Source organism: Campylobacter sp. CNRCH_2015_0814 (assembly GCF_025772765.1).
Classification (GTDB): Bacteria; Campylobacterota; Campylobacteria; order Campylobacterales; family Campylobacteraceae; genus Campylobacter_D.
The window spans coordinates 78,558-103,282 of sequence record NZ_JAKMSR010000001.1 but is presented as its reverse complement, the minus strand read 5'-3'; the positions used below and the strand labels follow the sequence as shown (position 1 = coordinate 103,282).

Annotated in this window: 30 protein-coding genes; 4 read left to right on the top strand and 26 right to left on the bottom strand. The window is 28.8% G+C overall.

The features are described from left to right. Positions 1 to 25 precede the first annotated feature (25 nt). The 3 genes from L8X24_RS00530 to L8X24_RS00520 are packed head-to-tail and all read left to right on the top strand — an operon-like array spanning position 26 to position 5,036. On the top strand, positions 26 to 1,282 hold the full coding sequence (locus L8X24_RS00530; protein WP_263663143.1) for a TolC family protein: 1,257 nt from the start codon (positions 26 to 28) through the stop codon (positions 1,280 to 1,282). Then, positions 1,279 to 2,019, top strand: a complete 741-nt coding sequence (locus tag L8X24_RS00525; protein ID WP_263663142.1) for an efflux RND transporter periplasmic adaptor subunit — start codon at positions 1,279 to 1,281, stop codon at positions 2,017 to 2,019. Before L8X24_RS00530 ends, L8X24_RS00525 begins: the two co-directional genes overlap by 4 nt. A gap of 2 nt (positions 2,020 to 2,021) precedes the next feature. Next, positions 2,022 to 5,036, top strand: a complete 3,015-nt coding sequence (locus L8X24_RS00520) for an efflux RND transporter permease subunit (RefSeq protein WP_263663141.1) — start codon at positions 2,022 to 2,024, stop codon at positions 5,034 to 5,036. Here L8X24_RS00520 and L8X24_RS00515 read toward each other — a convergent pair whose 3' ends face one another. The 18 genes from L8X24_RS00515 to L8X24_RS00430 all read right to left on the bottom strand — a co-directional run bounded on the left by L8X24_RS00515 (position 5,037) and on the right by L8X24_RS00430 (position 17,825). After that, a complete protein-coding gene (locus L8X24_RS00515; RefSeq protein ID WP_263663140.1) occupies positions 5,037 to 5,366 on the bottom strand; it encodes a Spx/MgsR family RNA polymerase-binding regulatory protein in 330 nt (109 codons plus the stop codon). Beyond that, the gene (locus tag L8X24_RS00510; protein ID WP_263663139.1) at positions 5,360 to 6,700 is read right to left on the bottom strand and encodes a class II 3-deoxy-7-phosphoheptulonate synthase; all 1,341 of its coding nucleotides are present in this window, start codon (positions 6,698 to 6,700) and stop codon (positions 5,360 to 5,362) included. The genes L8X24_RS00515 and L8X24_RS00510 overlap by 7 nt, the downstream gene beginning before the upstream one ends. 52 nt (positions 6,701 to 6,752) lie before the next feature. Beyond that, entirely contained in the window at positions 6,753 to 7,106 is a 354-nt protein-coding gene (locus L8X24_RS00505) for a cupin domain-containing protein (protein WP_263663138.1), read from the bottom strand. 2 nt (positions 7,107 to 7,108) lie between these two features. Further along, complete coding sequence (gene rplS / locus L8X24_RS00500) at positions 7,109 to 7,465, bottom strand: 50S ribosomal protein L19 (RefSeq protein WP_012661698.1); 357 nt, start codon at positions 7,463 to 7,465, stop codon at positions 7,109 to 7,111. An 11-nt stretch (positions 7,466 to 7,476) separates the two neighbouring features. After that, positions 7,477 to 8,181, bottom strand: coding sequence for a tRNA (guanosine(37)-N1)-methyltransferase TrmD (trmD, locus tag L8X24_RS00495; protein ID WP_263663137.1), 705 nt, complete (start codon positions 8,179 to 8,181; stop codon positions 7,477 to 7,479). Beyond that, positions 8,178 to 8,702: a ribosome maturation factor RimM gene (rimM, locus tag L8X24_RS00490; RefSeq protein WP_263663136.1), complete on the bottom strand. Its 525-nt coding sequence runs from the start codon at positions 8,700 to 8,702 to the stop codon at positions 8,178 to 8,180. Before rimM ends, trmD begins: the two co-directional genes overlap by 4 nt. Continuing rightward, entirely contained in the window at positions 8,692 to 8,937 is a 246-nt protein-coding gene (locus tag L8X24_RS00485; protein ID WP_012661701.1) for a KH domain-containing protein, read from the bottom strand. The genes rimM and L8X24_RS00485 overlap by 11 nt, the downstream gene beginning before the upstream one ends. A gap of 2 nt (positions 8,938 to 8,939) precedes the next feature. Continuing rightward, positions 8,940 to 9,167, bottom strand: coding sequence for a 30S ribosomal protein S16 (gene rpsP, locus L8X24_RS00480; RefSeq protein ID WP_012661702.1), 228 nt, complete (start codon positions 9,165 to 9,167; stop codon positions 8,940 to 8,942). A gap of 71 nt (positions 9,168 to 9,238) precedes the next feature. Continuing rightward, entirely contained in the window at positions 9,239 to 10,576 is a 1,338-nt protein-coding gene (gene ffh / locus L8X24_RS00475) for a signal recognition particle protein (protein ID WP_263663135.1), read from the bottom strand. A 64-nt stretch (positions 10,577 to 10,640) separates the two neighbouring features. Beyond that, complete coding sequence (locus tag L8X24_RS00470; protein ID WP_263663134.1) at positions 10,641 to 11,393, bottom strand: pseudouridine synthase family protein; 753 nt, start codon at positions 11,391 to 11,393, stop codon at positions 10,641 to 10,643. Then, positions 11,374 to 12,558 (bottom strand): lipid IV(A) 3-deoxy-D-manno-octulosonic acid transferase, encoded by a 1,185-nt coding sequence (gene waaA / locus L8X24_RS00465; protein ID WP_263663133.1) that lies wholly within the window; start codon positions 12,556 to 12,558, stop codon positions 11,374 to 11,376. The genes L8X24_RS00470 and waaA overlap by 20 nt, the downstream gene beginning before the upstream one ends. Further along, positions 12,555 to 13,274 (bottom strand): zinc ribbon domain-containing protein, encoded by a 720-nt coding sequence (locus tag L8X24_RS00460; protein ID WP_149062431.1) that lies wholly within the window; start codon positions 13,272 to 13,274, stop codon positions 12,555 to 12,557. The genes waaA and L8X24_RS00460 overlap by 4 nt, the downstream gene beginning before the upstream one ends. An 11-nt stretch (positions 13,275 to 13,285) precedes the next feature. Further along, the gene (locus L8X24_RS00455; RefSeq protein WP_263663132.1) at positions 13,286 to 14,011 is read right to left on the bottom strand and encodes a Nif3-like dinuclear metal center hexameric protein; all 726 of its coding nucleotides are present in this window, start codon (positions 14,009 to 14,011) and stop codon (positions 13,286 to 13,288) included. After that, a complete protein-coding gene (gene glyQ, locus L8X24_RS00450; protein ID WP_263663131.1) occupies positions 14,001 to 14,861 on the bottom strand; it encodes a glycine--tRNA ligase subunit alpha in 861 nt (286 codons plus the stop codon). The genes L8X24_RS00455 and glyQ overlap by 11 nt, the downstream gene beginning before the upstream one ends. Further along, positions 14,858 to 15,364: a DUF3972 domain-containing protein gene (locus tag L8X24_RS00445; protein WP_039668539.1), complete on the bottom strand. Its 507-nt coding sequence runs from the start codon at positions 15,362 to 15,364 to the stop codon at positions 14,858 to 14,860. Before L8X24_RS00445 ends, glyQ begins: the two co-directional genes overlap by 4 nt. A 9-nt stretch (positions 15,365 to 15,373) precedes the next feature. After that, positions 15,374 to 15,868, bottom strand: a complete 495-nt coding sequence (gene purE, locus L8X24_RS00440; protein ID WP_263663130.1) for a 5-(carboxyamino)imidazole ribonucleotide mutase — start codon at positions 15,866 to 15,868, stop codon at positions 15,374 to 15,376. Next, on the bottom strand, positions 15,865 to 17,121 hold the full coding sequence (locus L8X24_RS00435; protein WP_257396754.1) for a peptidase U32 family protein: 1,257 nt from the start codon (positions 17,119 to 17,121) through the stop codon (positions 15,865 to 15,867). Before L8X24_RS00435 ends, purE begins: the two co-directional genes overlap by 4 nt. After that, positions 17,118 to 17,825 carry a protein phosphatase CheZ gene (locus L8X24_RS00430; RefSeq protein ID WP_240379224.1) on the bottom strand — a complete coding sequence of 236 codons (708 nt, stop codon included), beginning with the start codon at positions 17,823 to 17,825 and terminating at the stop codon, positions 17,118 to 17,120. The genes L8X24_RS00435 and L8X24_RS00430 overlap by 4 nt, the downstream gene beginning before the upstream one ends. A 201-nt stretch (positions 17,826 to 18,026) precedes the next feature. On the opposite strand from L8X24_RS00430, the gene glnA reads away from it, so the two are divergent. Further along, positions 18,027 to 19,457, top strand: coding sequence for a type I glutamate--ammonia ligase (gene glnA, locus L8X24_RS00425; RefSeq protein ID WP_263663129.1), 1,431 nt, complete (start codon positions 18,027 to 18,029; stop codon positions 19,455 to 19,457). Between the two features lie 28 nt (positions 19,458 to 19,485). Here the strand turns inward: glnA and purU are convergent, their stop codons facing one another. The 8 genes from purU to L8X24_RS00385 all read right to left on the bottom strand — a co-directional run bounded on the left by purU (position 19,486) and on the right by L8X24_RS00385 (position 24,725). Then, positions 19,486 to 20,313 carry a formyltetrahydrofolate deformylase gene (gene purU, locus L8X24_RS00420; protein WP_263663128.1) on the bottom strand — a complete coding sequence of 276 codons (828 nt, stop codon included), beginning with the start codon at positions 20,311 to 20,313 and terminating at the stop codon, positions 19,486 to 19,488. 2 nt (positions 20,314 to 20,315) lie between these two features. Then, positions 20,316 to 21,419, bottom strand: coding sequence for a CCA tRNA nucleotidyltransferase (locus L8X24_RS00415; RefSeq protein ID WP_263663127.1), 1,104 nt, complete (start codon positions 21,417 to 21,419; stop codon positions 20,316 to 20,318). Further along, positions 21,388 to 21,825 (bottom strand): effector protein CiaD, encoded by a 438-nt coding sequence (ciaD, locus tag L8X24_RS00410; protein WP_263663126.1) that lies wholly within the window; start codon positions 21,823 to 21,825, stop codon positions 21,388 to 21,390. Before ciaD ends, L8X24_RS00415 begins: the two co-directional genes overlap by 32 nt. Continuing rightward, on the bottom strand, positions 21,822 to 22,070 hold the full coding sequence (locus tag L8X24_RS00405) for a hypothetical protein (RefSeq protein ID WP_087699331.1): 249 nt from the start codon (positions 22,068 to 22,070) through the stop codon (positions 21,822 to 21,824). Before L8X24_RS00405 ends, ciaD begins: the two co-directional genes overlap by 4 nt. A 61-nt stretch (positions 22,071 to 22,131) precedes the next feature. Beyond that, a complete protein-coding gene (locus L8X24_RS00400; protein WP_263663125.1) occupies positions 22,132 to 23,304 on the bottom strand; it encodes an MFS transporter in 1,173 nt (390 codons plus the stop codon). 2 nt (positions 23,305 to 23,306) lie between these two features. Next, a complete protein-coding gene (locus L8X24_RS00395; RefSeq protein ID WP_257396760.1) occupies positions 23,307 to 23,474 on the bottom strand; it encodes a hypothetical protein in 168 nt (55 codons plus the stop codon). A gap of 2 nt (positions 23,475 to 23,476) precedes the next feature. Next, positions 23,477 to 23,812, bottom strand: a complete 336-nt coding sequence (locus tag L8X24_RS00390; protein WP_263663124.1) for a chaperone NapD — start codon at positions 23,810 to 23,812, stop codon at positions 23,477 to 23,479. After that, positions 23,799 to 24,725 (bottom strand): WD40 repeat domain-containing protein, encoded by a 927-nt coding sequence (locus L8X24_RS00385; RefSeq protein WP_263663123.1) that lies wholly within the window; start codon positions 24,723 to 24,725, stop codon positions 23,799 to 23,801. Before L8X24_RS00385 ends, L8X24_RS00390 begins: the two co-directional genes overlap by 14 nt.

Below are 24,725 nucleotides of genomic sequence, written 5' to 3'. Positions count from 1 at the left end.
CTATAATAAAACAAAAAGTTTAAAAATGAAAATTTTATATTTACTTTTCTTGCCTTTATTTTTGCTAGCTAATAATCTTAAAGAATTTATAGATTTAAGTTTAAACAATGAAAATTACTTACAAAAGCAACTTCAATTTTCAAAAAGTATTTTAGAACAAGAAAGTGTGCAAAATGCTTATTTACCAAGTTTACATTTAGGTGTTTCTTATCTTGGCTCAAACAAAGATCGCTTTATCATAGAACCCCAAGAAAGTCTAATGAGTACTCTTTCGCTTAAATTTTTACTTTTTGATGGGGGTAATAGAGAAGCAAAAATCGCTAGCATGCAAAGTCTAAAACAACTTGCTCATCTTGAAAAAGAAAACATGGCAAATTATATGGCGCTTAGTGCTAGTGTTTTGTATTTTAATTATCTTAGTTTAGAAAGTATTATAGCAAGTGATAAACAAAAAGAAATCACTCTGCAAAATCAACTCAAGCGCTTAGAAAATTTTTACCAAGCTGGACTTGCTAGCCAAAGTGAGCTTGAGAGCATAAGAGCAAAATTTGAGTTAAGCTCTTATGAATTGGCTCAAAATGAATTAAAACTATATGAATTAAAAAATGAAATTTATAATCTTAGTAAAACGCATTTTACGCCTTCTTTTCAAAATATTTTACAAGAACCAAGTGTAGAAAAAAACAAAAGCTATGAAATAGCCCTTATGCAAGAAAAATTAAATTTAGAAAATTTAAAAATAGACTCTGCTAGAGCTGAGTTGTTTCCAAAAATATTTTTACAAAATAGTTTTAGTTTTTATGATATGAACTACAATCCTAAATTACCGCATGAGCTAAAATCAACAAGCGAAAGCTTTCTAAAAGAACATGGACAAAGCAATCGTTTTATTTTAGCTTTTGAGTGGAAAATTTTTGATTTTGGTGCTAATCAAAAAGCCTTAGAAGCTCAAAAATATACAAGTAAAATCACTCAATTAGAGCTTGAAAAAACTAAAAGAAAAGTAAATATAGAACTAGATAATCTTTTACAAGAAATTGAAATTTCTAAAGTTAAAATAAAAGCATTAAATGCAAGTTTCAAAGCAGCTAATTTAGCTTTTGAGGCCATTGAGAAAAAATACACCGCAGGACTTTGCTCATATGTAGAATACCTAAATGCATTAGAATTAAAATACAAAAGTCAAAGTCAGCTTGAACTAGCTAAAAATGAATATGAAATCACGAAAGCAAGGTATTATTTTACAGCTGGAATTGATATAAAAACAAAGGTTTTAGAATGAAATTAGTATTTTTAATTTTATTTTCTCTACTCACTTTAAAAGCTGAAGAAATTTATGCTAGTTTTGATGTGCTTGCACAAAATCAATCAAAATTATCCTTGCAAAGTGCTGGTATAGTTAAGGCAATTTATGTGAATGTTAATGATAAGGTAAAAAAAGATCAAGTTTTACTTAAACTTGAAGATTCTAGCGAACAAATAGCCTTAAAATTAGCACAAAATGAATACAAACTTGCCACTCTTGCACTAGAACATGCTAAAAGTTCTTTAGAAAAATTTAAAAAGGTACAAGAAGTTATAGATAAGCAAAGTTATGAAAATGTTTTATTTGAGTTTCAAAAAGCACAAAGCTTGCAACAAAAAGCCTTTTTAAATATACAACACTATAAAGACTTAATCGATAAAAAAACTCTAAAAGCACCTTATGATGGGATTATTTCTAACAAATATATCGACATAGGTGATGGAGCTAGGGGAATTTCTCATGTTTTATTTGATTTTTTTTCTTATCCAAAAGTAAAATTGCTTTTAAGTTTTGATGAGAAATTTAAAGATAAGATAAAAATCAATGATATTTTTATTTATAAAATAGACTCAAATGAAAAAGAATATCAAGGCAAAATCACACTTATTTATCCAAGTATAGACATAAAAACACGAAAAATTTATGCAGAAGTTGAGGCCTTAAACTTTACTCCAGGTTCTTTTGGAGAAGGAAAAATCATCACCAAGGATTAATCTTGTATCGTTTTGCTATTAATAATCCTATTGCTGTTTTGATGTTTTTTATCGCTTTGGTGATTTTTGGTACTTTTTCTATTTTTAGTATGCCCATTAATCTTTATCCAAAAGTAGATATTCCTTTGATTAAAATTACCACAACCGCCAATGGAGATTTAAAATTCATAGAATCTAAAATAACCAAAGAAATAGAAAATGTAATTTCAGATGTACAAGGGATAAAAAATATCAATTCTACAAGTTATAATAATTTTTCTATTTCTGTTGTTGAATTTGAATTAGGCAAAAACTTAGAAGTAGCTGCAAATGATATTAGAGATAAACTTAATACTATTAATCTTCCAGCAAAGCCAACCTTAGAAAAAATATCCCCTGATGCAGGATCTGTTGTATCATTATTTTTAAGCTCCAAAGATCATTTAAAACTTATGCGTAAGATTGACAATGATATAAAACCATTTTTACAAAAAATTTCAGGAGTTGGAACGATCAATGATATAGCCTTTTTAAAACCACAAGTTCAAATCAAACTCCTGCCTAATGCCTTGCAAAAATACCACATTAATGCACTTGATGTAGCTAAAATCATCCAAAGTCATAATTTTAAACAATATCTAGGTGAGTTTGAAAATTCAAAAGATAATTTCACCATCAAAGGATATTTTGAAGCACAAAATTTAAAAGAGTTAGAAAATATACGCATTTTTAGTGGAATATTTTTAAAAGACATAGCAAATATTAGCTATGGCTTAGAAGATCAAAAGCAGTTTGCAATGCTTGATACAAAAGATGGGGTATTGCTTGAGCTTAATAAAATTTCTGGTTATAACTCCTTAAAAGTTATAGAAAATATCAAAAATTCTTTAAAAACATTACAAACAATAGCAGGCAATGAGGTAGAAATTAAAATAGTTTATGATAAAAGCCAAAACATCTTAAAACATATCAATCAGGTTATTTTTGATATGGTTTTTGGCGTGATTTTGACACTTTTAATAGTGTATGTATTTTTAAGAAATATCAGTGCGACTATTTTAGCTTTTATTGTTTTACCAACTTCAATTATTTCTAGTTTTTTTCTCATTAATCTTTTAGGTTATGATATTAATCGCTTAACCATCATAGCTCTTACTTTAAGTATAGGAATTTTTATAGATGATGCTATAGTCATCATTGAAAGTATAGCCAAAAAAGCAAAAACACTCCCTCCTTTACAAGCTTCATTTGAAGGAATCAAAGAAATAGGCTTTAGCGTTTTAAGCATTAGTGCGGTTTTATTGTGTGTGTTTATACCTATTGCTTATATGAATTCAGTTCCTGGTTTATTTTTTAATGTATTAGCTACTAGCGTTGCTTCTGGTGTTATTATAAGCTATCTTGTAAGTGTATTTTTAATACCTACCTTAAGTGCTAGATTTTTAAATACTAGCGAAAGCACATTTTATAAAAAAAGTGAATTTTTATTTATAAAACTTGACTTATTTTATGAAAAGCTACTTTATAAAGTTTTAGCTAATAAAATTAAATTTATCCTATCAACGCTTGTTGTAATTATTTTATGTTTTTCTTTAGCTCCTAAAATAGGTTTAGATTTTCTACCTATAGAAGAAGATAGTGAAATACAAGTTTTATTAGAAAGCAAAAACGACTTATCCTTAGAAGCTATGAAAGAAAAAAGTTTAAAAGTATATGAAAATATAAAGCAAGATCCAAGTGTTGCTTATGCATATTTACTTATAGGATATAATGACGCAAAAGAAATTAAAAAAGCAAAAATTTATGTAAAATTAAAACCTTTAAATGAAAGAAAATTCAGACAACCTAAGCTTATTAGCCTTTTTCAAGAAAAATTAAACTCCTATGAAGACTTAAAGATAAAAGTTTTAGAACTCCCTAAAATAGAAGGAGCAGGCATTGAAGATCCAGTTCAAATTCAAATTTTAGGTGATGATTTAAAGCTAATAAAAGAAGCTATTAATAGAATGAAAGAAGTGTTTTCAAAACACGAAGGCTTTGTTGCTATAGATGATAATGAAGGGGATTTAAAAGAAGAAATTGCTATTAATATCAATAGAGAAAAAGCTGCCAAACTTGGTATTAACCCTCAAGAACTTGCTTATGTCTTGGCTTATTCCTTTGGAAATTTAAGCGTTGGAAATATGGATTATAAAAATTTTAAAGATGAAATTATCCTTAGCTTTGATGAAGCTTTTAAGCAAAATCCAACTAGTTTAGAGCTAATAGAACTTAAAAATCATAACAATGAAAGTATAAAACTTGCTAGTATTGCTAGCTTTTCTTATAAAAAAGATCTTTCTTTAATTAACAGACACAATAAAACTACTAGTATAAAACTCACTTCAAGCATAGAAAACATTTCTTTGGGTGAAGTAAGAAAAATTTTTGAGTCCAATTTAGCTTATATTTTAGGAAAAAATAACCTATCTTTTGCTTATTCTGGTTTTTTGGACTTTTTAGATGATACCATTAGTGGATTTTTGTTTTCTATATCTTTGGGAATGATTTTGATTTATTTAATCCTTGCTTCTTTATATTCAAGTTTAATACTTCCTTTAATCATCATGATAAGCATGCCTTTGGCTTTTGGTGGAGCTTGTTTTGGAATTTTTATCACAGGAAATCACTTTTCTTTATTCGTGCTTGTGGCTATTATTTTGCTTTTTGGAATGGTAGGAAAAAATGCTATATTATTAGTAGATGTAGCTAATAAAAAATGCGATGAAGGTATGGAAGTAGAAAAAGCACTAATTTATGCAGGAAAAAGTCGTTTAAGAGCCATTTTAATGACAACTTTTGCGATGATTTTCTCCATGCTTCCACTAGCACTTTCAAGGGGTTCTGGTTTTGAAGGAAATTCTCCTATGGCCATTGCTATTATATTTGGTCTTATTAGTTCAACCTTACTTACACTTTTAGTAGTGCCAGCTTTATTCAAATTTGCTCATAATTTAGATGTGAAAATTAAAAAAATCTACCAAAGAGAGAAAATTTAATTAAAAACTCTCATATTCTTTAGCTATAAAAACTTCATCATCTTTTACAATTAATGGGCGTTTTATGAGTGTTGGGTTTTCTAAAATCATTGCTTTAATTTCATCTTGGCTTAAATTTTGAAGTTTTTCTTTATTTAAGCCTAATTTTCTAGCACTCATACCCGCTGTATTTACAAACTCCAAAACATTTCTTTTACTAAGCCAAAAATCTAAAGTTTCTTCATCTAGCTTTTTAATGTCTAAAAATTCAAATTCAATTTGCTTAGAATTTAAATAATCCATAGCTTTTTTCACACTATTACAATTTTTAATACCATAAAATTTTAACATTTTCTTGCCTTTTTAACTAAGTCTGCTATGATAAATGCTAATTCTAATGCTTGATCAGCATTTAATCTTGGATCACATTGTGTTTCATAACGTTTAGAAAGTTCTTCTTGAGTGATATTTAAAGAGCCTCCCACACATTCTGTTACATTTTGCCCTGTCATTTCCAAATGCACCCCACCAGGATATACTCCCTCACTCATAGCTATTTCAAAAAATGCACGCACTTCTTGGATGATTTTATCAAATTCTCTTGTTTTAAAATTACCTGATTTAACTGTGTTTGCATGCATAGGATCTATGCTATAAAGTATATTAAATCCTTCTTGTTTTAACTCTTTAAATAATTTTGGCAAGGCATTTTCTATCTTATCACATCCCATACGGATGATGAAATTTAATCTTCCTGCTTCATTATGCGGATTTAAAATACTTACTAGCTTTTTAATCTCATCTAAACCATAATTAGCACTAAGTTTAACACCAAGTGGATTTTTCACCCCACTTAAAAAATGCACATGTGCTTCATCTGCCTTTCTAGTACGCTCACCTATCCAAAGCATATGCGCTGAACAATCATAAATTTCCCCGCTTAAACTATCTACCCTAGTTAAAGCTTCTTCATAAGGCAAAAGCAAGGCTTCATGAGAAGTATAAAAGGCTGTTTGAGAAAGATTTGGAGTATCGGTGATACCACAAGCTTGCATAAAAGCTAAAGCTTGAGTGATTTTTTCGCTAAGTTCATCATATTTTCTCCCAAGTTCTGCCTTTTTTAAAAAACCCAAATTCCACTTATGCACTACTCTTAAATCCGCTAAACCACCTCTTGAAAAAGCTCTTAATAAATTTAAAGTTGTAGCACTTTGATAATATGCTTCTAGCATTCTTTTAGGATCAGCTATTCTTGATTTTTCATTAAATTCAAAACCATTAATAATATCCCCGCGATAACTTGGAAGCTTTACTCCTTCAATTTCTTCAAAATCACTACTTCTTGGCTTTGCAAATTGTCCTGCAACGCGCCCTACTTTAACGATGGGACAAGATCCTGCAAAAGTAAGCACTATAGCCATTTGAAGCATAACTTTGAACATATCTCTTATATTATCAGCGCCAAAATTTACAAAACTCTCCGCACAATCTCCTCCTTGGAGTAAAAATGCTTGAGAATTTACAACCTTAGCAAGGGATTTTTTTAATTTATCCACCTCGCCTGCAAAAACAAGCGGTGGTAATTTTTCTAATTTTTTAACAACTTCTTGTAATTCATTTTCATCAGGATATTGTGGTTGTTGCTGAATTTTATAATTTTTCCAAGAATCTTTAGTCCATTTCATAGCTTAACTTCCTAATTTTAGTAAGCTAAAATTATACAAAATGAGGCTTAAATTAAGATTTTAAAACACTTTTAATGCGTTCAAGACTATCTTGCTTATATAAAGTTAAGCGCACTATAGAATCTTCTAACGCTAAAAGATTATGGATTTCATGAGCTTTTAAACTTACACTATCCAGTGTTTTAAGTAGAATTTTTTGGTTTAAAACTCCAAAATCAATGGAGCCTTTTAATACTTGTATGGTAATATCAAAAGGCGCTTTATGATCTTTCATAAAGCTATCTTTTGACATAGTTATGCAGATTTCTTTAGCATAAGCATTTTCTATTTTCTTAGATATATTTATGCTGTTTTGAATTTCTTGTTCCCAGGAAATTACTTCATATATTTGAGTTCTAAATTTCACTTTTATTTTTTAAGTTCTTTAATACGAGCAGCCTTACCTCTTCTATCTCTTAGGTAGAATAATCTAGCACGGCGTACACGACCTCTTCTTAATACTGTAATACTTTCTAAACTTTCACTATAAATAGGAAAAATTCTTTCAACGCCTACATTGTTAGCACCGATTTTACGTACGATGAAAGTTTCATCTACACCATTTCCTCTACGTGCTATACAAATACCTTCAAAATTTTGAATTCTTGTTTTATCGCCTTCTTTAATGCGAATAGCAAGTCTTAAAGTATCTCCAGCACGAAATTCTGGAACATTTTTACCTTCAATTTGTTTTTGCTCAAATTGCTCAATGTATTTATTTTTCATAACGATATTCCTTAAAATTTGCGTTCATGCTTTTGATACAAATCAGGACGAAAATATTTCGTTTTGCAAGACGCCAAAGTAGTTTTTAAAGCTGTGATTTTAGCGTGATTTCCCTTTAAAAACTCTGAAGGCACATAAAATTTTTTATTTTCCTTTTCAAAAACAAATGGCTTAGAAAATGATGGGGCTTCCAATAAGTCATTTTCAAAACTTTCTTCACTTAAGCTTTCGCTATTTCCAAGAACATCTTGAATATTTCTGCTAATAGCATCACACATCACCAAAGACGCTAACTCTCCACCTGTAAGTATAAAATCACCTATAGAAAATACCTCATTAGCAAATTCTTCCACAATGCGCTCATCCAAACCCTCATATCTACTACTTACAAAACAAATATGATCTTTCTTACTTAATCTTTTAGCATCAGCTTGTTTAAAAGTCTTAGCGCAAGGCAAAAGAAAAACAAAATGAACATTTTTATCTTGCTTTTTAATATGTCTTAAGCAATCATACAAAGGCTGAGCTTGCAACAAAAGCCCTGCACCTCCTCCTATTTTATAATCATCTACTTTAAAGTGCCTGTTTGTGGTAAATTTTCTAGGATTAACAAAAGCAAATTCTAATATTCCCTTTTCTTTTGCCCTTGCTAAAATAGAAGTTTGAAAATAAGGTTCAATAAGCTCTGGGAATAAACTTACAAAAGTATATTTCATGAATTTTCTAAAATATCTAAAGCAGATTGCGTGAATATTTTTTTATTTTCTACATCAACTTTTTGAATATATTTATCAACATAAGGAATATAAAAGTTTTTAACCTTTGTCTGTAGTTTTTCATCACATTTTATACAAAATAAAAATCCTGCTCCATTTTCTAAAATGTCTTCAACTACACCTAATTTTTGCTCATTTTCAATAATATCACATCCAATTATATCAAAATAAAAATATTCATCTTTTTTTAATTTACAAGTTTCTTTTGTGGCTTCAATAGTTTGAAAAAGAGTAATATTAGTTAAGGTTTTAGCAGTCTCAACACTCTGAAAGCCTTCAAATAAAACTAAAGATCTAGTTTTATCAAAAGCCTTTATGGTGTAAATTTTTTGATTAATATCAAAAAATTTAGCACCTATTTTAAACTGCTCATAAAAATCACTAAGATTATGTAGTTTTACATAACCTTTTAAACCAACACTTTTCCCAAGTTTAGCAACTTGGACTAAATCATTCTTCAATGGCTTTTACCGTTATACGATATGAAGTTGCATCTTTAACTTTATAAGCCATAATGACTGTTTTTATTGCGTTGATTAATTTTCCATTTTTTCCGATCAACTTACCAGTATCAGATGGATCGACATAAATGATAATTTCAGCAAAATTATTTTCTAAATTTTGTCTTTGTATATCAACTTTTTCAGGAAAATCAACAATTAATTTTGCGTATTCTCTTAAAAAATTTTCAACCATTTTTATTTGCTTGTAATAGCTGCTACTCTATCGCTTAATTTAGCACCTACGCTTTTCCAATAAGCTAAACGCTCAGCATCAAATTTTACCACTTCAGGTTCAACCATAGGATTGTAATATCCAATGCTTTCTATCCAGCTACCATCGCGTCTTTTTCTACTATCAGTTACAACTATACGATAAAATGGTCTTTTTTTACGTCCCATTTTTGTAAGTCTGATTACTGTCATTTTAATACTCCTAAAAAAATTAAAATTTTGTTATAGATATTTTAACTCATATATCCATAAAAAAGCTTTAATTATTGCGGTCTTTTAGCTTGCTGCAACATATTCATAAAGTTTTCCATTCCTTTTTTGTTTGAAAATTTCTTTGCCAACTTAGCTGCATTACTAAATTGTTTTAAAAAGCGATTTACTTCCATTTGAGATAAACCAGCACCCTCTGCAATACGACGCTTTCTTGCGTTATTTAACAAATCAGGATTTTCTCTTTCTTTTGGTGTCATTGATGAAATCATTGCCTTAATATGAATAATTTCTTTAGAATTGTCCAAATCAATATCTTTAATATTTGCTGCCATAGATGATAAACCAGGTATCATGCCAATGATTGATTTCATACTACCAAGTTTTTTAACGCTTTCCATTTGATTTAAAAAGTCATTAAAATTAAATTCACCTTTTTTGATTTTTTTATTAAGTTTTTTTGCTTCTTTTTCATCTATAATAGCTGCGGTTTTTTCAGCCAAAGTCGCTAAATCACCCTCGCCCATGATACGATTAACAATTCTATCAGGGATAAATACTTCTAAATCAGCTACTTTCTCACCAACACCAATAAATCTTAAAGGTACACCAATTTGTTTTGCTATGCCTAGCGCAACACCACCTTTAGTATCTGCATCAAATTTACTTAAAATAACCCCTGTAATTTCTAAAGCCTCATTAAAACTACTTGCTGTTTTAACTCCATCTTGACCACTCATAGCATCAGCTACATAAAATACTTCATCAGGATTTAAAATAGCTTTTACATCTTTAAGCTCATTCATCAAAGCCGTATCAATTGCTAAACGGCCGGCAGTATCTACAAGCAAAACATCATACATAGAATTTTTTGCTTTTTCCAAAGCTTGTTTAGCAACATTTAAAGGATTGCTTTCATTTTCTATGAAAAATAAATCAAGCTCATTAGCTTGAGTGAGTTGTCTTAGCTGTTCTACCGCAGCTAATCTTTGCAAATCACATGCAGCAATTAGTACTTTTTTATTTCTTAACTTTAAATAATTAGCAATTTTTACCGTAGTAGTAGTTTTACCACCACCTTGTAAACCACACATCAAAACAACCGTAGGCGGCTTACTAGCAAATACAAAACCTTGATTTTTACCTTTAACACTAAGAATTTCTTCTAAATTTTTCTTAATTGAGTCTAGAAATTGTTTTTGACCTATACCATTAATTTTTACATCATTTTCTACTAAAGTAAGTAATTCTTTAGTAACTTTATGATGTACATCTGCTTTTAAAAGGGCTTTTTTTAAAGTGTCAAGAGCATTTTTTAAAGCTTTTTCATCATCAACAAAACGAAGTTTATTAACTGCGGATTTAAATGACTCACTAACTATTTCAAACACTTTATTTTCCCTTTATTAAAATTTTAAAAAGCTAAATTATAAACCCTTTTAGCTTTAAACGCCTTTAAAAATTTAAATTTTTTATTTCAAAACCATAAGCATTGAAGCTCTCATCAAGTAAGGCTTTAAATTGATAATCAAAAATATGTGTTTCATATGAATGTAAATACATTCTAGAAGAGCTAATTTTTGCATATTTTTCATCACCTATAATACCATGTTTTATATGATTTAAATGCACTCTAATTTGATGTGTTCTACCTGTTTTAATGACTGCTTTTATTAAGGTTTTTTTAGCATTTACCATTAAAGGTATAACCTGACTATGAGCTTCTAAGCCAAATTTATCGATTTTGCTAAAGGCTCCAGATTTATTTTTTATAGTAGTTATTTTTTCACAAATTTCAAGCTCTTCAGCAATCACCCCATCAACAATAGCCAAATAACTTTTATAAACATTTTGTTTTTTGTATTCTTGAATACATTTTAGTCTAAATTCCTCATCTTTGCTTAAAAGTAAAACTCCACTTGTTTCCTTATCAAGTCTATTGATTAATTTAGCATTATAAACACTTTCTAAATTCTCGCTAATCTCTCCATAAGGCTTATTTAAAGCTATGATTTTATCATCTTCAAAAAGTATTTTTGCTTTTTTTATTTTTTGCACAACAAATCTTGTTTTAGAACTCATCAAAGCTCTAGCTATAACAACCTTTTTGCCCATAGCAAAAACACAGCCTTTGTCAATCAAATCTTTTGCTGCATTATTAGAAATTTTTTCTTGCATTGCAAGCAATTTATAAGCTTTTTCTTGCATCTAAACCTTCTTTTATACTTAATATAACTTCACTTAAATCACTTTGTTCTTTAAGTTGTGCTTGTGATAATTTTTGCTTTAAAAAAACATTTATATCTTTTGCACTCTCACAAATATACAAATCATCAACTTCTTGATATAAACTTTCTTGATTAAAAAAATATTTCCCTGAGATAATAACATTATTCCATCTAGCTGCCTCTATAGGATTATGCCCACCTATATTATCTACAAAAGAGCCGCATAAAAAAACCACATCACTAATCTTATAAAAACTTTCTAGCTCACCTAAAGTATCTAGCAATAAACATTTGGCATTAAAAAAATTTGCAAAATTATTTTCGCTTAAAGTAAAGTCTGAAAATTTTTGCATATTATAGTGGTTTTTTTGACAAAAATCTTTTAAAATTCCCTCAACCTCGCCAAAACGCTCTGGATGTCTTGGGGCGATAATCAATTTATCGTTTTCTTCTAAATTAATTTCATTAAGTAATAATCGTTCTTCATTTTCATGTGTACTAGCAAATATAATAATCCTAGCTTTGGGCTTGGAATAGTTTTTCACTTGTTCTTGTTTTATATTAGCTTTGATATTTTTATATGCTATAACATTTTTAGCGCCCAAGCATTCTAATCTTTCTTTGTCTTTTTGACTTTGTGCAAATACAACATCAATATATTTAAAAATCAAACGATAAAAAAAGCTAAAACGCTTATAGTTTTTTAAAGATCTATCGCTAATTCTAGCATTTAATAAAACAACTTTTGCATTATAAAATTTAGCCATAAACACAAGCATAAGCCAAAGCTCTGCTTCAAAAATAACCAAAACTTTACAAGGTCTCATCCAAAAAGGTACAAAAATCTCAAAAGGGAAAAAATTTACTTTTTTAGAATATTTTAAAGCTTCACTAAAACCAGTTTGAGTTATGGTTGAAATTTTACAAGCTGGAAAAAGTTTTATTAAAGGAATAAGGCTTTTAATTTCACCAAAAGAACAAGCATGAAAATACACGTCACCTTGTTTTTGCCTTAAATTTTTGTAAAGAAAGAATCTTGATTTTAATGATATTTTATACTTTTCCTTACAAAAACTTAAAATCAATAAAAAAGGAGCTGCAATTATATATATAATCACAGCAAAAATATAATACAAAAAAATCAATTTTGATTTTCTTCTTTTTCTTTGTATAAAATTCTTCCACAATGTGGGCAAGTTATGATTTCATCACCTTTTAAAACAGCCAAATAAGTTTTATCATAAATTCTCATAAAACAGCCATAACAAGCATGTTTTTTTACAGGAACCACTGCAGTATTTCCCGCCCATTTTCTAATTTTTTCATAAAAAGTTAAAACTTTTTGATTTATTTCACCTACTAATTTTACCTTTTTATCATAAATTTGTAATCTTTCTTTTTCAATATCCACTAAAACAGTTTTAGTTTGAGCATCGATTTGATCCACTTCATTTTCAAGTTCGCTTCTTTTAGCTTGCAATTCTTGTATAAACTTTTCTTTATTTTCTAAAATTTTATCCAATCTTTCAATTTCTTCATTTGCTGCATCAAGTTGTTCTTTGGCTATATCCTCTTCAATTTTTAAAGCATTTGCTTCTTTTTCGGTTTTTACCGCTGCACTTTTTTTGGCTATTTCTTTTATTTTTACACCGAATTCTGCAATATGATTGTTGTTTTGAATTTTTTGATTTTCTATATCTTTAATATCTTTCTCAAAACCTGCAATTTCTTCTTCTGTTTTATCAAGTAAATTGCGTTTTTCTTTTAAATCTTTTGTAGCATCTTCTACTTTATTTGCAAAACCATCAAGTTCTTTATCAATTTGCGATAAAGCTATAAGTTGTTCTAAATATTTACTCATTGAAATTTTCCTTAAAAATATTGAAATGGATTTTTTGAAACTGATATTATAACTTCTAAATGAAATTTTTGCAAATCTTTTGCTAAAATTTTACCAAAACAAGATTCGCTTTCATAGTGTCCTATATCAATCAAACTAAGTTTATTATGATAACTTTCCAAAGCTTGATGATATTTAAAATCTCCGCTTAAAAAGCAATCTGCCTTAACACTAGAAATTAAATCTCCCCCACTGCCTGTGCATATTGCTAAAGTTTTAATTTTCTCATTACCTGTATTTACAACTCTTATACAATCAAGCTTTAAACTTTTTTTTACATGATTGATTAAATCACTAAATTTAAAATCAACATCACAATAGATTAAAAACTCATTTTGTTCTTTGATCTTAAAACCTAAAACTTCATTAGTAAAATAAGCATTTAAATGACTTAAATCAAAATTCGTATGCATAGCGATTAAGGCTATATTTTTTTGTATCATTTTAGTAAGAATATTTTGCGGATACAACACTCCGCTTAAGTTTTTTAAGCCTTTAAAAATTAAAGGATGATGGACTATAAAAAGTGAATTTTCGCTTGCATTTTCAATTAAATGCATATCTACATCAAGCGCAAGATAAATCTTATTTATGTCTTGATCGAAATTTCCAAGCAATAAACCACTATTGTCCCATGAACTTTGCGTATTAAATGGACTAATAGTATCTAAATAATCATAAATTTCTTTAATTTTCATCTAAACTTTCTTTATATACTAAAGCACAATTTTTAGATAATTCTCTAATTTTAAGCATAAAATCTTGTCTTTGAGTTACTGAAATAGCTCCTCTTGCATCAAGCAAGTTAAAAGTATGTGCTGCTAACATACAATAATCATATGCCGGTAAAGCAAGTTTTGCATCTAATGCATTTTTACACTCATTGTAAGCATTTTCAAATTGCATATTTAAAGTTTTTACATCACTTACTTCAAAATTATATTTACTAAATTCAAACTCACCTTGCTTATGAACATCTTTATAGGTAATTTTTTCGCCGTTAAATTCATTCCAAACTATGTCATATACATTATCTACATCTTGTAAATACATTGCAAGTCTTTCCAAGCCATAAGTAATTTCAGCACTAACTAAATCTACGCTTATACCACCAACTTGTTGAAAATAAGTAAATTGTGTAACTTCCATACCATCAAGCCAAACTTCCCAGCCCAAACCCCAAGCACCTAAACTTGGACTTTCCCAATTATCTTCAACAAAACGAATATCATGTGATTTCAAATCAAAGCCTAAATTTTCTAAACTTTTTAAATATAATTCTTGGATATTATCAGGACTTGGTTTAATTAAAACTTGAAATTGATAATAAGCACCCAACCTATTAGGATTTTCACCATATCTTCCATCAGTTGGTCTTCTACTTGGTGCTACATAAGCAGCCGCCCAAGGTTTTTTACCTAAACTTCTTAAAAAAGTTGCCGGGTGAAATGTCCCTGCACCTGCTGGAAAATCATAAGGTTGCATAATAGCACAACCTTGTTTTTGCCAAAATTCTTGTAAGTTTAATATCATTTGAGAAAAAGTCATTTTTCTTCCTTTATTTCTTCTGGCTTTTCAGGTGAATTTGCATATAACTCTACTGTTTTATTCCACATCATTTTGTATTTTCTTTTTAGAAATTCCACTTCATTGCGCGCATATTTGAGTTGCTCGTTAAGATTTTCTATGGTTTTTCTATCTTCATCATAAAGTTCTTGCATAGAATAAAGAGCATCTTTTAAAAATTTATTCTCACCCTTTAAAGCTTCTAAGGTCTCATCTTTAGCATCAAGAACTTTTTCGTGTAAGTTTAAAATAGTTCCTATGGTTTTTTCTACAAAACTTTCTCCTGCTAAAGTCATAGAATTTACCATAGCAGGTTGCTTTGAGCTTGTTGGAACCACACTAAATGTTCCTTGATTAGCCTCAATATAAATTTCACCCTCTTCTTCTTTGAAATTTAAAGCACCATTTGCCATCATTCCTTTTACAACATCTTCAGATAAATGCACTAATTGACAAAATTCTTTTAACTTCAAGTAAGTTTGCATAAATACTCCTTAAAGAAAAACTTCAATTGTACTAGAATCTTGAATTAATTTTTCTTGTTGTTTTTTTCTATCTTCTAATAATTTTTGCGCTAAAGATTCATCCTCTATAGCTAAAATTTGTACAGCTAAATAAGCTGCATTAATAGCCCCTGCTTTGCCTATAGCCAAAGTTGCGACAGGAATTCCACTTGGCATTTGCACAGTAGAAAATAAAGAGTCCATACTTGCTAAATTACTTCCTGGCATAGGTATGCCTAAAACAGGTTTTGTTGTATGTGCTGCAACAGCTCCTGCTAAATGCGCCGCCATACCTGCTGCTGCAATAAATACTTTTGCACCTTTTTCTTCGGCATTTTTGATGTATTCTTGGGTTCTTTGAGGACTTCTGTGTGCTGAAGTGATTAAAATTTCATATTTAACATCAAATTTTTCCAAAATTCCCAAAGCTTCTTTCACTACATCATAATCACTCTTACTTCCCATCAATATAGAAACAAATTTCATTCAACACTCCTTCTTAAAAAGCTAAATTCTGGAAGCTTAAACGGTAAAGTAATTTCATTTTCATTACCACTATGAATTTCACTAAATTCTTTATTATTTTTGGCCAATAATTGCTTAAAAACTATAAATTTCTTACCATCATTTTCATAGATTAAACCTAGTTTATTTTCTCCTAATTCTATATTAGAATTAACCGGAGCTAAAATTTCATATTCTTTGTTTAATTCTATCTTGCCTTTACATTTAAAAAACTCACCATCTTCACTAATAGCATGCACTTGATGAGTTCCTTCTTCTATGCTTGTATTGTGATTAATAGAATCGGTTTTTTCATAGGCTCTTGAGACTAAATATCCATCCGTAAAACCTCTGTGTTTTAAAGTATGGATTTCTTTTTCATATTTAGCAGCATCAAAAGTGTCTTCCAATACATCTTGCACTGCCATTTTATATGTTCTTGTAGTTAAAGCTACATAATACTCACTTTTTGTTCTTCCTTCTATTTTAAAAGCATGAATACAATTTTCTTGCATGATCTTTTGAATATATGAGCTTAAATTTAAATCTTTAGAATTAAATACATGTGTGCCATTTTCATCTTCTTCTAATCTAAAAAGTGTATTTGTCTCTGGATTTTTCGCATAAAGCTCATAATTAAATCTACAATCATTTGCGCAAGAACCACGATTACTCATGCGTCCACTTTGTACTGAGCTTATTAAACATCTACCAGAATATGCAAAGCACATAGAGCCATGCACAAAACTTTCAAGCTCGATATCACAATTGTTTTTCAAATCTTTTGCATCTTTTAAACCAAGTTCCCTTGCTATAACAACACGCTTAGCTCCCATGTCTTTATAGACTTGAGCGTCTAAATAGTTTAAAATATTAGCTTGAGTGGATACATGAAGATTGATTTCAGGTGCAAGTTCTTTAACTAAACGCATAGCACCTACAGAAGCTACTATAAAAGCATCAGGTTTCATTTCTTTTAATTTTAAAATATGCCTTTTTAAACCCTCAATTTGTGAGCTAAAATGAAAACCATTAATGGTTACATAAATTTTTTTTCCTCTTGTGTGAGTATAATCAATAGCTTCTTTAAAAGTTTCATAATTGAAATCCCTAGCAGTTCTTGCTCTTAATGAAAAATTACTCACTCCCGCATAAACAGCATCAGCTCCATAAGCTAACGCTATTTTTAATTTTGTAAAATTTCCCGCAGGAGCTACTATTTCAGGAATAATCATTTTTTGCCTAAACTTGCGATTAATGCCTCAATATCATCATTGCTTACAACATCTGTAGTTGTATCACCTTCAATATGCACAGCCGATCCTACGCGTTTTTCATCATCAATTTTACCTTCAAATAAACTACTCATATATCTACTTAAAGCTCTCATAACATTAATAACACGTTCGATTTTTTGACGGTGAATATCTTGGTATTGCATAGCATCCATTGCCATCATAACTTCATCTTGTCCAGTTTGCAAACAACCTGTAATCTCATCTATAATATTTTTAGCATTATTGTTAGTTTCTATAGCTTCTTTAAAGCTTACAACATTAGGAAATTTTGCATTTAGCTTTTCAAAAATTTCTATATTTTTATTCAGAGCATCACTAATTACACAAAGCTCATTTTCTGAATTTGCAAAGAAATCATTAATAATTTCTAACTTTTCCATCATTTCAGTAGCTTTGATTTCACTATCTCTTGTAACATCATCAAGCTGATGCACAACTTTATGTTCTTTACTAGGTGGTGGTGGTGGCCATGCCATATCTGCTCTTGCTTTATAATCACCATTAATCATTGCATCAACAATTTGTTTATTTTTTTCCTCATCTTCATACTCTGTTTCAGGCTTTGTTTCTGTTTCTTCTACAGAATCAAGATCTAAATCTTCAGTGCTATTCATTAAAGCATCTAATTCTTCTTGAGTCATTTTTACACCTTTTTAATATAAAAAACTAATGTGAAATTATATTATAAAAAAATATAAACCAATATTAATTTTGTTAATTAATTATATAAATTAATATTTTTTTGTATTTGACCATAAAAAAAATATTAATTTAAACTTAATTTAATAAAAATATACTACAATCTTAAAAAATAAATTAATACCTATTAAAAAGGAGAGAAAATGGGTAAGTTTGTAAATAACATTGGTGAGTTTTTTAGTTATTGTCAAGAACATGAAGTTTTATTTGTTGATTTTAGATTTACTGATATGATAGGTACTTGGCACCATATTACTTACAATATAAAAGCAATTGATGATAAAACTTTTGAAAATGGAATTCCTTTTGATGCAAGCTCTTTACACGGTTGGCAACCTATAGAAAAATCGGATATGATTTTAAAACCTGATGTAGAAAGTGCATTCTTAGATCCATTTACAGCAGATCCTACTATCATAGTAATTTGTGATGTATATGATATTTATAAAGATCAAATGTATGAAAAATGTCCAAGAAGTATTGCCAAAAAAGCAATGCAACACTTAAGTACAAGCAATATCGCCGATACAGCTTATTTTGGTCCTGAAAATGAATTTTTTATTTTTGATAATGTAAAAATAGTTGATTCTTCTCATTGTGCAAAATATGAAGTAGATACTGAAGAAGGTGAATGGAATGATAATAAAGATTTCACAGATAGTTACAATAGCGGACATCGCCCAAGAAATAAAGGTGGGTATTTTCCTGTAAGCCCTATTGATTCTAGTGTAGATATTAGAGCTGAAATGGTGCAAGTTTTAGAAAGAGTGGGTTTAAAAACTTTCGTACATCACCATGAAGTAGCACAAGGACAAGCTGAGATTGGTGTAGAATTTGGAAATTTAGTTGAAGCTGCTGATAATGTACAAATTTACAAATATGTAGTAAAAATGGTAGCACATTTAAATGGAAAAACAGCAACTTTTATGCCAAAACCACTCTATGGAGATAATGGAAGTGGTATGCATGTACATATGAGTCTTTGGAAAGATGGAGTAAATTTATTCTATGATAAAGAAGGCTATGGAAAATTAAGCGAATGTGCGATTAATTACATTGGTGGAATTTTAGCTAATGCAAGAAGTGTTGCCGCATTTACCAATCCTAGCTCAAATTCCTATAAAAGAATAGTTCCAGGTTTTGAAGCACCTTGTATATTAACTTATTCTTGTCAAAATCGCTCTGCAAGTTGTCGTGTTCCTTATGGTATTAACGAAAAAAGTGCAAGAGTAGAAATAAGATTTCCTGATAGCACTTCTAATCCTTACCTAGCTTTTACAAGCTTGCTTATGGCAGGACTTGATGGTATTAAAAACAAAACCATACCGGTTGGCCCTATGGATGAAAATTTATTTGCACTAACCCTAGATGAGATTAGAGAAAAAGGTATAGAGCAATTACCTCACACTTTAAGAGGATCTTTAGAAGCACTCATTAGAAAAAATGCTTTCTTAAAACCTGTTATGAGTGATGTGTTTATTGATGATTATCAACATATGAAATTTGAAACCCAAGTATGGCCTGTAGAAGCTAGACCAACTGCATATGAGTTTAAAACTTGTTATTCTTGCTAATTTTTGATGCCTTTTTGGCATCAAAAATTTAAAACACTATCGTTTTATTTTCGTGTATAAAAATCCTATCATCAAAGACCAAATCCAAAGCCTTAGAAAAAACATTTTTTTCCACATTACGTCCTGCTTGTTGCATAGCCTGCCAAGAATATTCATGAGTAACTGGTATAACATCTTGAGTAATAATTGGTCCCTCATCTAAGTTATTATTTACAAAATGTGCTGTTGCGCCTATAATCTTCACTCCTCTTTCATAAGCTTGCTTATAAGGATTAGCTCCTATAAATGCAGGTAAAAAAGAATGGTGGATATTAATAATCTTTCCTTCAAAATGCTCCACAAAAGATGGAGATAATATTCTCATATATTTTGCTAAAACAATATAATCAAACTCGTATTGTTTTAAACACTCTAGTAATTTTTCTTCATGCTCTTGCCTACTTAAATCCTGCGCTAAAATAGTATGAAAAGGTATGTTAAATTTATCCACTAAAGGTTTTAACACCTCATAATTTGCAATAACTGCTTTAATATTTGCGTTAAATTCCCCACTAAATTGGCGAATAAGTAATTCACCCAAACAATGAGTTTCTTTGGTAGCTAAAACAATAATATCTTTTTTCCTCTTTGGTGTAATTTCAATTTGTGCATTATCAGGAAGCATAGCCTCAAGCGTTCCTTTAAAAGCTTTTATATCAAGCTCACCTTCTAAATGCGCCCTAAAGAAAAAACGATTTTCTCCAACAAATTCATCATTTTTTATAATGTTGATTCTATATTTCAAAATAACATCTGAAATTCTATAAATCAATCCTTTTTCATCACTACTTGAAATTTTTAAAATATATTCATTCATTTTTACTCCTTTATATAGTTTTTTAATTCTTGTAATCTTCTTTTTTCAAGCTCAACCCCAAGCTCTTTCCCACTAAATCCTTCCTTTAGTAAATCATTTGCACTAATTTTACTTTCAAAAGCATGATGATATAAATTTAATTTCTTTGCTTGTGTTATACGCTCATTATCCCAAAGCCCAAGCCATTTACAAAGTGGCATTTTCAAAGCAATTTTAGCTAAATTAAAATCATCAATTTTACCTAAAATAAACTCTTGTTCACATTTTTTTAATAGTTCTTTTTTTAATTTTGTTTTTTTAAAAAAAATCTCTTTATTTATATGAAAAAAATTCAAATACAAATATAAATACAAAGCCTCATCATAAATTAATTTTTGACTTTGTTCTAAAAGTTTTTCAAATTCTTCATTACAGCTTTGATAAAAAAAGATTTTTTCTTCTAAATTTAAAATTTTTAAATACTCATAAGCTTTATTTAGCCTTGAAGTTTTAAAAATTTTGTAAAGTTCGTTATTAATGCGTTCTTTAGATAAATCACTTATATCCATAGTTTGCATTAATTTTAAACTTTCTTTTGCAATTGTTAAATCAAACCTGCATGCAAAAGAAATTCCACGAAGCACTCTTAAGCTATCTTCAACAAAACTTATATCATCAATATGTCTTATAATCTTTGCTTGTAAATCTTGCAAACCATTAAAAAAATCTAAAAACTTAAAATCAAAAATATTTACCATCAATGCATTAATGGTAAAATCCCTTCTTTTAGCTCCTTCTTGTTCATCATTACAAACTTTAACCTCAAAACCTCTATGGCCTGTAGAAATTTTATTTTCATAACGCGCTAGAGCTAAATCAAATTTTTTGTATTTATATACAAAAAAACTTTTTCCTACTCCATTTGCACCAAGTTTTTGCATAAGCTCATCAAAAAGCTTAGGCTCAATATCATAAATTTCTATATCATAATCATCACTAGATAAATCTAAAAAAGAATTCCTTACACAACCACCTACCAAATAAGCTCTTTGTGTGTAAGGTTTAAGTATATTTTTAATTCTTAAAAAATCATGATCATTTTTTAAGTCTATCTTCAATCTTTGCAAGTAAAAACTCTAAAAAAGTAATTGTAATATCTAGTCTTTTTTCTATATGCTCATCTTTAGTATTTTTTAATCCTTCAAATAAAACCAAAATACGCTCTCTGAGATTTTTTAAGAAAAATTCTTCATTATTTATAATATTTTCTTCTTTTTCCTCTAAAGCTTCAACTTTAATAGCCATAGCTTGCTTATCTTCTTTAACTTTTACTTCTAAATCATCTAATTCTTGGATCAATTCTTGTGCAACTTGATTAATCTCTTTTTTTATTTTATCTTCTTGGATGTTAGTATTTTTTTCTTGAGTAATTTCCTCTACCATAGGAGTAAATTCATCATTTTTACTTTTTTTATTATCTAACTCTGAATTAACTTCACTTATGGCCATTTTTGCTAAATCTTCTATATTCATAGTTTTATTAACCACCTTTTAAATTCATTAACTTCTTCTTCGCTTTTCATATTAACAAAAAAATCAAGCATATCATAATTTAAATCTTCATGATTAGAGCGCAAACCACTTAAACGCCTTATAGCATCAATAGCATTTTTATTTTGCGGATCTTGCTTTAATATATTTTTATAAATCTCCAAAGCTTCATCTTTTAAACCTTGTGCTTCATAAATAGAGGCTTCTGTTACTGTATATCGCATTATCAACTCACAAAAAATAAAATGTCAAAATTCTAACAAAAAAGACTTTAATTTATTTTAATTTTTACTTAATCACAGGAGCTTTATATGCTAAAAATACAAAAATATTAAGTATTATAGCTACCGTAATAAGCATGATAAAGCCTAAAGTAAAATTTCCAAAACTATCATGGAGCATACCTATAATCCAAGGTGCTTGAGCTGCTATTAAATACCCTATGCCTTGTGACATGGCAGAAAGTTTAGCTGCTATAAAAGAAGTTGAACTTTTTATAGCAATAAACAATAATGAAATTGTAAAAACCCCACTAGATGCAAAACCTAAGAAAATAGCTGCTAATAACAATACTAATTTTACATCACAAAAAAACACCAAAATAAAACTTAAAACATATAAAAAACCTAATATTATAATAACAAAACCCTTAGCATGAGCTCTTAGTTTTCCTAAAACAATAGGCAATAAAAACGCCACAGGCATGCCTATGATTTGAGAAAGTAACAAAACATTAGAACCAAAATCAATTCCAAAACCTTTTTCACTTATCATCACACTAAGCCAAGCAAAAAGACTATAAGATAAAAAACTTTGCAGTCCCATTACAATAGTAACTTTCCAAGCTGTTAAATTCAAAAAAAGATTTATTTTATTGATGTTTTTCTTCTTAGGACGTAATAATCTTTTGTTTTTCAAATGTGGAAAATAAAAAATCAAAGCAATCAAAGCTAAAACAACCCAAAAAAACATAGCTTGAGGCACCTCAAAAATTTTAAGCAAAGGAAGTGATAAGGCCACTCCAGCAATTGAAGATAAACCTATAATTGATCCATATAAGCCCATAATCTTATAAGCATTTTTTGCAAATTTTTCTTTTACAAAAGAAGGTAATAAAACATTAGCTATTGCAATGCCTGCCCCAATTAGAAAAACCCCAGAAAATAAACCTATATTACCCCCATAACTTCTAATAAACTCTCCAAAAACAATTAAACACAAAGCAAAAAACAAAGCTTTAATTTGCGAAAAATACGCCACGAAAAAAGATATAAGCCCAAAGGCTATCAAAGGTAAAGTTGTAAGCATACCTGCTAAAGCGGAATTTATCTTATAATATTCTTGAATGTATTCTATCATAGGACCTATAGAGGTTATAGGTGCTCTTAAATTTAAAGCAAGGGTAATTACAACTAAAATATTAATCCAAAAGAATTTTTTATATGAAATTTGTGTATACATGATTATTTTTGATTTAATATATTTTCAAGGTATTTTTGTTTATCTTGCTTAATATTTTTTTGTTCTATTTGCTTTTGTTGTTTTACTACTTCATTTTCCTTAGAAAAATAAAAATGATCAATAATAAAAACAGAAGAAATGATAAAAATCAAAGGAATCAAAAAAACCATAATCAATACTTTCTAAAGACATTGCCATAGTATTCTATATTATCTTTTTTTAAATTCTCATCAAAAACATTTGCCTCAAAATTTGCTTTTAAAATTTTTTCTCTTTCTTCGTCTAAATCCTGATAAGAAAAAACCATATTAATACTCACTACCCCATCAAGCTGTTCTAATTGTTTATATGCTTTTAACTCATCATCTAAATTTTCACTTTCTACTACTACTATAATTTTTTCATCCTGAGCTAATTCCACACTACAACAAGGTGTTTTTTGAATTTGCTCTTTGAGTTTTTCTACTTTTTCTTCTTTAGTTAAAATCAACACACTAGAAAGATTCATCTATACTCCAAAATATAATTTTATCTTCATAACCTGCACTAATAAGCTCATGTTCATTTAAAAATATAAGATATTCTAGCAAAAAATCTTTATTTTGGAATCTTTTTATTGTTTTTAAATTTTTAGTATCTATAAGTTCTATGATATTTTTTTCATTATCTCCAAAAGCCGCTATAGAACCATTTTCATTTAAAGCACAAGTATAAATCAAAAAATCTCTTTCTATATTTTTTTCTTGATCATTTTGCACTATGCCCAATTTTCTATCAGTACTACAGCTTGCAATAATTGTGTTTTTAAAATCAAGTTGATAAATATTATCCTTGTGAATATTCTTATAACTTTTTATTTTTTGCCATTTCTTCACATCAAAAAGCATTAGCTCGCCACTTTCAAAACCTGCCACTAATTGAGTTTTAGTTTCATTTAAAACCACATCACTTAAGCTTGAACTAGAAAAAGTAAAATTTTTTACAACGCTTTTTGTTTTTAGATCAAAAAGCTCTATATTAGAACCTAGCAAGGCTAATAAAACAGTATTATCATCTAAAAACAAAGCTTTTTTTGCTCCATCATTAGCTAAATCATAGCTTAAAAGTTGTTTATTTTTATAAACATATAATTTTTTACTTCCAAAATCACCTTCACTTAAAATCAAAATAGCCCCATTTAAGTAATCAATACTATAAATTCTGGAGCTAAGATTTTCTTCGTAAAAATTTTTAATCTTATCTAGCTGAGTGATTTTTTGCATTTTTTTATCTTTAAGGAAATATTGTTTTATCTCTCCATTATCAAGTCCTATAAGCAAACTATTATCAACAAGCTTTAAAGCGTTTAAATTTGAATCAAGCTTAAGCTCATAACTCAATGCATAAATACTCATTAGTAAGATTAAAAACATTTTTTTCAT